Origin of the sequence: Micromonospora sp. NPDC050200, assembly GCF_040656135.1 — a bacterium.
Lineage (GTDB): Bacteria > Actinomycetota > Actinomycetes > Mycobacteriales > Micromonosporaceae > Micromonospora.
The window spans coordinates 17324-29332 of sequence record NZ_JBFALG010000073.1 but is presented as its reverse complement, the minus strand read 5'-3'; the positions used below and the strand labels follow the sequence as shown (position 1 = coordinate 29332).

Genomic DNA, 12009 nt, shown 5'->3' with positions numbered 1-12009 from the left:
CCAAATGCACGGACGAGCGGGATTCACCCTGCTTCGCCACCGCATCCTCCTCGGATAGCAGCACCCTCCGTCACCACCGAATGTGAGACAGGGCCGTTAACTTGACAGACCCTGGCGACCATCCATGCCCATCTGGTCGACTGGCGTGAGGTTCCCCCGATAGCGTGGAGGCCGGACCTAAGGGGATAGATGGTCATGGCTGAGACGAGGAGACGGTTCGACCGGGAGTTCCGTGAGGGCGCTGTGCGGATCGTGCGGGAGACGGGCAAGCCGATCGCGCAGGTCGCCCGGGATCTGGGGATCAACGACGGCACTCTGGCGAACTGGGTGGCGCAGGACCGGCGGGCTCGGGGTGAGGCCGCCGCTGGCGGTCTTGGTGAGGATGAACGCGCCGAGCTGGTCAGGCTGCGTAAGGAGAACGCCGAGTTGGCGATGGAGCGCGACGTGCTCAAGCGATCTGTGGTCCTGTGGGTCAAGGAGGCGACGAAGTGAGTGTGGCCCGCTTCGTCGCCGCTCAGAGGACCGAGCACGCCGTGCCGCACGCGGTGACCTGCCGGGCGCTGGGACTGTCGCAGTCGTGGTTCTACAAGTGGCGTGACCGGCAGCCCACCGGACGGCAGACCCGCCGCGACGCCCTCGATGAGGCGATCCGGGCAGCGTTCGACGCCTCCGGCGGCACCTACGGCTCCCCGCGGGTGACCCAGGATCTGCACGCCGACGGGTGGCAGGTGTCGGTCAACACCGTCGCGGCGCGGATGGCCGCGCTCGGCTTGGCTGGACGCACACCGCGACGCCGGCGCAGCCTCACCAAGCAGGGCAAACGGCCGGTGGCCCCGGACCGGGTCCGGCGGCAGTTCACCGCCGTCGCGCCGGACGTGCTGTGGTGCGGCGACATCACCGAGGTCGTCACCGACGAGGGCAAGCTCTACCTCGCCACGGTGATCGACCTGTACTCCCGCCGGCTGCTCGGCTACGCGATGAGCGCGCATCACGACGCCGACCTGACCCAGGCGACCCTGAGCATGGCCGCGGCGACCCGCGGCGGCGCCGTCGACGGAGTGATCTTCCACAGCGACCGCGGATCCGAGTACACCGCCGCCGACTACACCAAGGCCTGCCGCCGCCTGGGCGTGACCCAGTCCATGGGCCGCGTCGGCTGCGCCTTGGACAACGCCGCCGCGGAGGCGTTCAACTCCACCATCAAGGTCGAATACATCCACCGGCAGCTGTTCCGCACCCGCGCCGAGGCCCGCATCAAAATCGCCACCTGGATCGTCGACTTCTACAACACCCGCAGACGTCACAGCGCCTGCGACGGCATGTCACCGGTCGACTACGAACGTTTTATCGCCGACGCCCGCCGGGCCGAAGCAGCTTAAACAACCCTCCACGCTTCCAGGGGATTGACAGGCGTGGTTAGCGTCACGATATCGGGACCGACCACAGCGGTGGCAGATCGACCAGAACCGACAGCGTGTCGTGCGGACTCGCCGGTGGATTGCCGGTCAGCAGGACGCGCATGCCGTTACGGCTTACGCTGCCGGCACTGTGGTAGTCGCGACTGGGTTGCCCGGTCGCGGCCATGAGGTCGTTCGCGAGGAGAAGCCCCGAGCTGGCCGACCACACGAAGCCTTGCTGACGTTCGCCAGTCGGCCCGATGATGCTTCGTGCCAGCTCGCCCACGACGACCCGCCCGTGGTCGGACACGTCCTCGACAACACTCCGGTCGTAGTAATCCTCCAGGCCGTTCTCGGGGAGGATGGTGAAGCCGTCGCGCTGTGTCCACACGAAGGGTGCCCAGTTGCAGGCCGGGTCCGGCGTCACGATGCAGCTGGTCTTTTCGGCGAACGCACCGCCCGCCGCGGTACCGAGCTCGTCGATCGCGCTCAGGCGTGCCACGCTGAGGCCCGCGGGTGGCGTAAGCACCTCGGGAGCCCCATTTTGGTTCCACCGCATGAGGACTGTGCGATCGTCGGTGAGGGTGGCGGTGCCAAACGCGGAACCGTTGTTGACGACGAACGTCGCGGTGCTGGACGAAACGCCGTCATCAAGAGTGGACAGCGGCTGCTCGACGCCGTTCACCCAGCGGGTCGCCTGTGGCTGGGAACGCGACGGGCCGGCAGCCCCGACGATGACCGATCCGTCCGGGCTCATCGCGTGCGCCTCCGACCAGGGCTGGCTGCTCGGAAGCGTCTGCGGGACCCCGTTTCGCCATACCGTCGCTTGGCTGGTGGCGAGGCGCCCTTGCCGGGACACGTTGCCGGCGACAAGCCTGCCGTTGTTGGAGACCGCAACGGCCTCACCGCCGAAGGCGGGGTCCGGCGGCAGCTCGAGGAACGTGAGCCCGGTCTGAATTGTCCACGCCCACGGCTCGCTGATCAGGGCTTGGCGGAAGAGGACGGTGCCAACCACCGTGCCGCCGTCTGGGGTCATCCCGCTCGGTGTATAGACGCTGGGGGTGGTGGACAGCTCGGGTGGGACCTCGATCCGCCGTGCCGTGCCGTGCTCTGACCAGAGAAACGGACCGTACGTGTCGTTCCAGATGAAGCCGTCGTCGTGCCGCCAGCGGGTGCTCCCGGCGACAAGGCCATGGCCGAGGTCGGCGATCCCCCAAATCGGCTGGAAGGCCTCCGTGGGGCCGGTGACCAGGGCCGCTTCGCGCAGCTGGTCAGGCCGTGCGGGGGCGGCGGCGCTAGGCGCTGCCTGCGCGACCACGGCGAGCACAGTGGCCGCGATGGCCACCACGGTTCGGTGCAGCCGCGGTGCCCGCAACGATGGGCCCTCGGTATATCGCGTGTTCATTCGCAGGTCCTTCCAGTGGTTTGGAGATCTAACAGGGACCGTCGGCGCGCGGGCCGCGGGGGTCGCTTCGGCCGTAGAACCCGAGGCCCCAGTTGGCGACCCCGCCGGTGAGTGCGAAGCTGCCGCCGGCGACGAGTGTGTCGCGTACCGGTCCGGGGCCGGCCGTACACACGGCGAGGGCGGCGATGCCGGGGCTCGCCGCGCCGCCGGTGACGTTCACCCCGCCGCTGACTCCGGCGCTGTTCGGTCGCAGCAGTGGCGTCCAGGAGGCGCCGTCCCACCGGGCGATGCCATTGACTGATCGTCCGTCCGCCTGAGTGAATACGCCGCCGGCGATCAGGGCGCCATCGAACACGGTCACGGCTCGCACAAACGGCCCGCAGCAGCCGCCGCTCAGGCTCGGCGCGCCAAGTGCGGCCCACCGGGTGCCATTCCAGCTGGCGATCCAGTTGGCCTGCACGCCACCCGCCTTGGTGAAGCCACCGCCAGCGACCAGCGTGCCGTTGAATACGGTCAATGCCGCGACGCGGTCGTCCACGCCGGCGCCGGACGGTCCGCCCATGCCTGACCAGTGGCTGCCGTCCCAGCGCGCGATGTTGTTCACGGTCTCGCCGTCGGCCGTTGCGAATACCCCACCGGCGATCAGCGCGCCGTTGTACACGGTCAGCGCCCACACCTGAGGCGTGAACGGGCCGCCGAGCCCGGAGCCGAGCGGCGACCACGCCGCACCGTCCCAGGCGGCGATGCCGTTGGTGAGCGCGCCGTCGGCGTTGCGGAACCGGCCGCCGGCGATCAGTTTGCCGTTGAACACCGCGAGCGAGTCGACCGCGCCGTTCATCCCGTCGCCGAGCGGTAGCCACGAGGTGCCGTCCCACCGGGCGATCCGGTTCACCGCCTTGCCATCGGACTGGGTGAACAGCCCACCCGCGACGAGCTGCCCGTTGTAGACGGTGAGCGTACGAACGGCGTCGTTGAACCCGGCTCCCAACGGAGCCCAGGTCTTGCCGTCCCACCGGGCGATGCCGTTCGCCACCGTGCCTCCGGCAACGGTGAACCGTCCGGCGGCGATCAGTGCACCGTTGTGGGTGGCGAGGGCGGAAACCTCGGCGTTTAGTCCGGTTCCGGGGGCGTCCCCGGCGGCGAGCGGTGCCCAATGCGCGCCGTCCCAGCTGGCGATGCGGTTGACCACGACGCCGCCAGCCCGGCTGAACACGCCGCCCGCGATCAGTGAGCCGGCATAGACGGTCAGTGCGCGTACCTCGTGATCGAGGCTGGATCCCGATGGGTCGGCGAGCGCCGACCAGGCGATGCCATCCCACTGAGCGACGTTGTTGACGGTCCGGTCACCGGTGCGGGTGAAGGAGCCGCCGGCGATCAACGTGCCGTCCCGGACCGTCAAGGCATAGACGGTGTTGTTTCCGCCGCTGACCCCCGAGGCCAGCGCAACCCACGAGCTGCCGTCCCAGCGGGCGACGTTGTTGACCGTGGTCGTGCCGGCCCGGGAGAAGTTGCCGGCGGCGATGAGCGCGCCCTGGTCCACGACCAGGGCGCGGACCGTGTCGGTGATCGAGGACCCCAGACCGGTGCCCGCGGTTGACCACTGCGCACCGTCCCAGCGGGCAATCCGGTTGACGCTGATTCCACCGATCTCAAGGAAGTTCCCGCCGACGATGAGCGTGTCCTCGAACTCCGTCAAGGCGAACACCGTTCCGCTTTCCGCTCCGCTCCCGAGCGGTGACCACCGGGTGCCGTCCCAACTGGCGATCCGGTTAGCGCTCACCCCGCCGGCCCGGGTGAACTGGCCGCCGGCCACGAGCTGGCCGCGGTAGACGGCGAGCGCCTGCACGGCACCGTTCGTGCCCACTCCCGCAGGCCCCGCCAGCGGCGACCACCGCTTGCCGTCCCAGCGGGCGACGCCGTTGACGGTCTGTCCGCCGGCGCGGGTGAACACCCCACCGGCGACGAGCTCGCCGCGGTAGACCGCGAGGGCGAAGACCTGCGCGTCCATCCCCGCGCCGGACGGTCCAGCCAGGGGCGACCACCGCTTGCCGTCCCAGCGCGCGATGCCGTTGACCGCGGTGCCACCAGCGCTGACAAACAGACCGGCGGCGTACAGTGCGGGGCCATTGCCGTCATCCCACACCGTGGTGGCGATGACGTTGTTGTCGAGTCCTGGGCCGTACATGGCTGACTTCCATGACATGTCGGTCACGGTCAGGGCGCTGTGCGCGATGGCGGTGCCTGGTAGGCCTCTCCCGCTCATCTCGGTGGTCACCTCGCCGTCGCCGGGGTGGGAGCCGACCACGTCGACCGTGTAGCGGATCGTGTCGCCAGGCGTGGCGTCCGTGGAGGTGACGTGCAGGTCGCTAGTGGGCAACCGGCGCTGTACGTCGCCCTTGCCGAGGAGGTTCTCGGCACCGACGAGGAAGCCGATACCCGGATCGGCCGGGAGGTTGCCTGGGTCGTAGGTGTACCAGATGTCCTGGCCGGGCGTGGCGTCATCGGCTTCGCCGATCCAGATCTGGAACACCTCCGGGATGTTGGTGCCGAACACCTTGACCTGGTACTCGATGACGATCCAGTTGTTGGAGCCGTCGGTCAGGCTGGCCGCCCGGATGCCTTCCGCGTGCGTACCGTCCAGGTCAGCCCAGAACGGAGCGAGGATGTTGTTCGGTCGGGCGGCGTCCGGCCCTGCGGGCAGGTTGCAGCAGACGTTGTCCTCCGGGCCGGCCTCACCAACGATGAGGTACCCGTTGGAGTCGACGGCGAGGCGCGTCCAGCTCTGGCCGTTGTAGGCGAACCGTGGGCTGTCGAACTGAAGGATTTCCTCGTCGCCGATGGGTATCGGAGCCGCACCGAACTGTTCGAGAGGAATGTACCCGCCCGGGCTGGTGCCCGGGGCGACAGCGGGTACACCGGGCGCGGACCCGGCCAGGGCGACGGCATGCCGACGGGCAGTTCGGGCGTTCACCCGCTCGGCGCCATCGGTGCCGGTGATGCGCAGGCCGTTACTCACCGTAGTGTCAAAGTCGACCTGCTGCTGGGCAAAGGTCTTGTTGACCGCCTCGATCGTGCAGGTGGCTTCCTCCCCCGGGGCTGCGCCCTCGGGACAGGACTGGCTCACGCTGACGTCGCCCTGGGTGTGCTTGAACGCCACCGGCAGGTGCAAGGCGGAGCCGTTCTGGCCCACCAGTTTGATGGAGCCGAACCGGTCGGCGCCGATCGGAGCATCGGACTGGATCGTGATGGTCAGGGTGGCCGAGTCGCCGGGCTTGAGGTCAAGCTGGCTCGGCTGGACAGTGATCGTCGACTCGTTCGGTGCCGATGCCTGAACCGCGAAGCGCTGCTGCCGGTTCGAGACGTTCGTCGCGACTCGCGTGGTGGTCAGCCGGCCCGGCATCACCGGGGCGTTGATCGAGGGGAGGTTGAGGTGGACGGCACGTTGTTCGTCGTTGCCGAGGGCGGCGAAGTCGTCCGCGGACTCGTCGAACGTGATCGGCGCAGTCGCCGCCGCACCGATGTCGATCCGGCCGGCGCCGACGTCGAACGGTTCGGCCGGCGTCTTCCCGTCCTCCTGGGCGATGTTGGTCGTCGCCGTGGTCATCAGCGCCGATTTCACCTGGCCGGGGCTCCAGTCGGGATGGGCGGCCTTGAGGAGTAACGCCGCTCCGGCGACATGCGGCGCGGACATTGATGTGCCGGCGATGGCTTGGAAATACTCGCCGGCCGGTCCACCGCCAGCTGCCGGATCACCGGCCAGCGGCGTGTTACCGGCCAGGATCTGGGCTCCGGGCGCGGCCACGTCGGGCTTGAGGAAGGTGCCCGCCGGGCCTCGCGACGAGAAAGCGGCCAGCACGTCGCCCGTTCCCTGGCGCTTCTCGCCGGCCTGGAACGAGCCCGTGACGGAGGAGTGGGAGTTCATGAACCCCAGCAGGGTGGGGCCGGGGAAGAAGACGGAGCCGCCCTCGGGCAGGTGGATCGTCGGCAGCCAGTGGTTGTCGGTCTCCACATCGGCCAGCGAGGGGTTGTACAGGACCATCGCCACCGCGCCGCCCTGTAGGACGTTGAAGCCCTTCGCGGTCCGGGCAGTAGAGTTGTCCCGCTGGCACGCCACGATCATGCCGTCGAACACGCCCGTGGGGGCGGGCGTCGAGCAGCCCGCTCCACCGGCGTACCCGGAGACGCTCTGGGCCAGCACCACCGGGTGCTCGCCCACGCCGGCGGTGATCGACGCGCCGTCGAGGGTGAGCGTGTCACCGTTGCTGGCGTTCAGGGTCAGGGTCGAGCCGAACTCGCGGGGCTGGGTAGTCGCTGCCACGGTCGTCACCCACGGTCCCAGGTGGTTGGCCGTGCCGGCGGTGGGGCCGTCGTTCCCCGCCGAGGCCGACACGAACACCCCCGCGGCGTAGGCGTCGAGGAACGCCAACTCGACCGGGTCGGTGAACGGGGTGGTGCCGCCCGAGATGGAGTAGTTGATGACGTCCACGCCGTCGAGGATCGCCTGCTGTACCGCCGCCGCCGAGTCGAACGCGCTGCAGCCCAGGACTCCACAGACCTTGTACTCAGAGACGTACGCGCCGGGCGCGAGCCCGTGCAGCGGTCCCCGCTCCACCCCAAGGACCTTGGCCGACTCCAGCACGTTGCCGGCGGCCGTGCTGGCGGTATGGGTGCCGTGGCCATTCGAGTCCCGGGCCGAGTCGGGGAACGGCTCCTTCGGGTGTGGTGCCGCGAGGTAGGTATCGAGGAAGACGGCCCCGCCGATTAGCTTGTTGTTGCACGAGAAGGGGTCAGCCTCGGGCGTCAGGGGGTTGTCCCCGAACTCGCACTTCCGCGCCGGCCCACCGGGCGGGGGCAGGCTGCCCTGGTCGGCGAAGGAGGGGTGCTCTGGCCACACCCCGGTGTCGATATCGCCGAAGATCAGGCCCTCCCCCGCGTTAGCGGTGGTGCCGAGCTTGTCATAGACGGGTGGGGCATTCAGGAATTCGGGGCTCGAGTCGGTCAGTGGCTGCCGCAGGTCGTTCTCCTGCACGGCGACCACACCTGGAATGGACAGCACGGTCTTCACGGCGTTCGCCGGGATGGTCGCGGACAGGCCGCCATACACCGTCCGCAGCCGGGTGCCCACCTTCGCGCTGGGTACCTTCGCCCGCAGGGAGTCTATGACCGCCGCTTCCTTCGCCGTCACGTAGCGCTCGTACTGTGCGGCGGCGGCCGGGCGGTCGCTCAGCCGCGAGCCGGTGACCCGTGGACTCGTGGCGGCGAGGCCCTTGATGCCGCCGGCGTAGCTGGCCACCGAGTCGTAGTCGAGCTTGATCGCGACCGGCACCAGCTTTGCGTCTTTGCGCGCCAACAACGCGGGGCTCGTCTCTGCCAGCGCACTCGACGCGGCCTTGTTGGCGGTGACCCGACTTTTTGGGGTGAGAAGGCTGTTGAGGGTCAGCGGCCGGGAGATGTCGCCGGGCGTTGGTGTGGCGGCCGCCTTACCCGGGGCCGCGACCAGGTTGGCGACGATGAGCGCGCCGACGGCGACGGTGATCGTGGTAAGTCTCGGGCTACGCATCCGCATGCGTCGCCTCAGGGCCCTCGGCTCGTCCACTCGCTCATCCCTCCGATGCTCACGGTGCCGGCCACACCCCGTCGCGCTGCCGCTGCGCGGTCCTCGGGCGTTCTGACCGGCCGGTTCTGGCCGGCAGGTCGAACGCCATCGACTGGGATGTGGCTGGTCAGGTGGCTCGCCCGTTCGGCGCGTCACCCGGTGCTGGTCGCTGTCTCGCATGCACAGGGACAGCATCGGCGAGCGGATGCGTCCGGACTATGGCGGATATCCGCTATTCAAACCGCTGGGCTAGCTTGCCGGATGCTCCGATACCCAGCGGGCGATCGCCGATCGGGAATGGACACCGAGTTTGCGCGACACCGCCCCAAGATGCTTCTCGACCGTGCTCACCGACAAGAACAGCTCTGCGCCGATCTCCTTGTTGGTGCGGCCGGTCGCTGCCAGCTCGGCCACCTCCCGCTCGCGCGGGGACAATTGGTTGCCGTAGCCGCGCCGACCAGGACCATTGCGGCCGGGGGGCGCTAGCCCGTGCCAGCGTGCCGTGCGCGCGGCTCGGCCGAGGTCCCAGGTTGCGCCGAGCCGGCGATAGGTGGCCAATGCGGCCCGCAGGTGCTCCGCCGCGCTGGGGTCGCCCGCCGCGAGCAGGACCGACGCGGCCCGCTCACGGGCCTGGGCGGCCTCGTAAGGGCAGTTGCGGGTGTCATACGCGTGAGCCGCTCGGGTCAGGTCCCGGGCAGCCCGACGCCACCGGTGGTGAGCTTCGTGGAGGAGGCCTCGCGCGTGGGACAGGGCGGCCGCTGCCAGCGGTGAATCCAGGCCGCCCAGCCGGGCAGCCCAGCGGTCGACCAGCTGATGCGCGCCGTCCGCCTCGCCGCAGGCCACCAAGGCGTCCACGGCGGGCGGGAGTACGCGGGCCACCGGAGCCCAGACGCCGATCGGCTCCACCGCTGCGAAGTACCGATCGATCCTGGTCCGGGCGTTATCCGCCCGGCGCCGCGCGATAAGGAGCCGGACCAGCGCACTGAGCGGAATGGGGAGCAGGTCGAAGGCACCGGCTCTTTCGGTCAGGGACACGGCGGCGGTCAGCAACGCCTGCGCGTCGTCGAGACGACCCGCGGCCAGGGCGAGGCAGCCGCGTACCACCTCTACGTTGGCCCGGATCACCGCGTGGTCCGGGTATTCGTCCAGCAGCCGGTCTGCCCGCTCGGCCAACCCATCCCAGGTGCCGCGGCAGAAGTCCGACAGGGCTGCCGCCGCCCGCGCCCGGGCGGCCAGCTGGTGGCTCTCGCCGGCGATCGCCCCGCTGAGCGCCCGACTCAGCAGTCGGTTCGCGATGTCGTGGTCTCCCACATAACAGGCGGCCAGCCCGGCCGAGTAGCAGGCGTTCATCTCCTGGCGCTTGCCGGGCGAGCCGTTGCTTCGTTGGATGATCCGGTCGGCGACGCCGCGCCACGCCGGGTCTCCCGTCGGTGCCAGCACCATGGCCACCTTGCCGAGCAGGAATACCTCGAACGTGTCGTCGGCAACCCGGGGGATTACCTCCAATGCTCGGTGTAGCCAGTCCTTCTGCTCGGCGAGGGCGAGTCCGGGAACGGTCGGCATGGCCAGCCCAGTCATCGCCCAGGCCTTGAGGTCCGGTCGGCTGTCCAGGTCAGCGAGTGCATCGAGGTAGAGCCGGCGCTGGAAGGCGGGATCACCGCCGGCAATGTTGACCAGCAACGCCAGCCGGAGTCGCAGCTCACCGCGGCTCTCCGGGGGCGGGTTGTCGCGGTCGAGCACCTCGGCGAGCAGGCCGATCGCGTCCTGGGCCTGGAGCGTCTCGACGGCGGCCCGGGCGAGCTTCACCGCGATCCGGCCGTGCCGCTCGGCATCCGGCGGAGCGTTGTCGAGCAGGCTTCGAAGCAGGCGCACCGCCTCGTCGTCGTGACCCAGCTCGATCGCCTGGTCCGCGGCCCGCTCCGCGGCGCCGACCCACTCGTCAATCCGGCCGGCGTGGTGCAGATGGTGCGCAACCAGACCGAGCGGAACCCGAGGCAACGAGCGGAGCGCGTGCGCCCCTCGGGCATGCAGCTCACGCCGTCGCGCCTCGGGGAGGTCTTCGTACGTTGCCTGGGCCGCCAACACGTGGCGGAACCCGATCGTACCGTCACGCACGACAAGCAGGCCCGCCTCGACCGCCTCGTCGATCCCCCGCAAGGCCGAACGGGCGACGGTTGGAGTCGTTTCCAGGATCGCGGTCAGCGGCGCCGCCACCTGCAGGACGGCGGCCGCCTCCACGACCGCCTTTCCGTCCCGCGACAGCCGGCTCACGCGCTCACTGACCTGGTCCCTAATTCCCCGCGGAACGTCCAGCTCGTCGATCGTCTGGCGGGCCCACCCGCCGCCCTGGAGCATCAGGGTGCCGCGGCTGCGCAACAGCGCAAGGAGCTCCTCGATCGCGAACGGAATTCCCGACGCCCGCTCACAGAGGTAGGCGGCGAACTCGTCGGACACCCGGTCGAGCCCAAGGATCTCGGCCGCCAGTTCACCGGCCTGCCCCTCGCCGAACGGCGAGAGGGTGATATGGGCTCGGCCTACCATCGCCGGCAGCGTCGCCGAGACTGCCCGGACCGCCGGATGCACCTCATCCCCGCGGAAGGTGAGCACCACAGACAGCTTGGGGTGCACATCCCCGAACAGGTACGATACGAAGTCAACGGTGCTCTCGTCCGCCCATTGCAGATCTTCCAGGACCATGACGACCGAGCCGAGCGAGTCCAGGAGCTCGACCAGACCGCGGAAGACCCGATGCTGCTCGGCACGCCGATCGTTGAGCGGCGGGACCATGGCTGGCAACACGTCGGAAAGCTCCGGCAATAGTGGTCGCAGGGCGCCGACCACCGGCGACAACGGCTTACCGGCCAAGCCGGCACCGACGCCTCGGACCGCCTCGACCACTGGGCCGAGGGGAAAGGGCTCTCGGATCTGCCGACAGCCGCCCACCACCACCCGCCGGCCGCCCTCGTCCAAGCCGGGAAGCACCTCAGCCAAGAGTCGTGTCTTGCCGATGCCCGCCTCGCCCTCGATAATCACCACCGACGGGGGCGCGCCGAGGGCCGAGGTGAGCTGATCCAGCTCCGGATGGCGGCCCACCAGCCGGGGAGCCGTTACCCTTGAGATCGGCCGCCCCAGCCTTTCGGCGTTCGGCCCGCCGGCTCCGACAGTCATCCGCGAGGAACCGCCACCGGGCTTCCGGTTTGATTCACGCGCAACGTTGGTCATGCGAGCACGCTCTCCGGTCAATGGCAGGGGACACTCGCCGAGTTGACCAATTGTATGGTATACCGCCACCTGCCTCCTGTGACACGGCGGCTGACCGTGGCAGGGACGGGGCTCGCCAACAGCAAGCCCGCCCTCAAGCAGTTCCGCAACACCCTCCCAACCGCTCGGACCGAGCGCACTCCCGGTGACGCCCGTGCCAACGGTGTACCTGCCGAGAAAGGCATCCGTGCAGGTCGCGGGCACTGTTGACGTCCAGGCCCGACCTTGGTCCGATCGGGGCGTCGCCCGTACCCATCGTCACCGATGACTACGCGATGATGCCGCCTCATGCTGCTGCGACTGGCGTACCTGGGCATCACGAACGCGTTTGCGCTGCTGCGGCTGCTGCC

The 12009-nt window shown here is 69.6% G+C and carries 5 protein-coding genes; 2 read left to right on the top strand and 3 right to left on the bottom strand.

Going from position 1 to position 12009, the window contains the following annotated elements; all coding sequences use genetic code 11:
* The first annotated feature begins 195 nt into the window (after positions 1-195).
* Positions 196-492: a transposase gene (locus tag AB0I41_RS30560; protein ID WP_357114054.1), complete on the top strand. Its 297-nt coding sequence runs from the start codon at positions 196-198 to the stop codon at positions 490-492.
* Positions 489-1379: an IS3 family transposase gene (locus AB0I41_RS30555; protein ID WP_357114053.1), complete on the top strand. Its 891-nt coding sequence runs from the start codon at positions 489-491 to the stop codon at positions 1377-1379. Before AB0I41_RS30560 ends, AB0I41_RS30555 begins: the two co-directional genes overlap by 4 nt.
* A 43-nt stretch (positions 1380-1422) precedes the next feature.
* On the opposite strand, the gene AB0I41_RS30550 is transcribed toward AB0I41_RS30555, so the two are convergent.
* From AB0I41_RS30550 to AB0I41_RS30540, 3 genes are all read right to left on the bottom strand, one after another.
* Positions 1423-2802 (bottom strand): hypothetical protein, encoded by a 1380-nt coding sequence (locus tag AB0I41_RS30550; protein ID WP_357114052.1) that lies wholly within the window; start codon positions 2800-2802, stop codon positions 1423-1425.
* A gap of 28 nt (positions 2803-2830) precedes the next feature.
* Positions 2831-8362, bottom strand: coding sequence for a S8 family serine peptidase (locus tag AB0I41_RS30545; protein WP_357114051.1), 5532 nt, complete (start codon positions 8360-8362; stop codon positions 2831-2833).
* A gap of 285 nt (positions 8363-8647) precedes the next feature.
* The gene (locus AB0I41_RS30540) at positions 8648-11620 is read right to left on the bottom strand and encodes an AAA family ATPase (protein WP_357114050.1); all 2973 of its coding nucleotides are present in this window, start codon (positions 11618-11620) and stop codon (positions 8648-8650) included.
* Between the last annotated feature and the right edge of the window lie 389 nt (positions 11621-12009).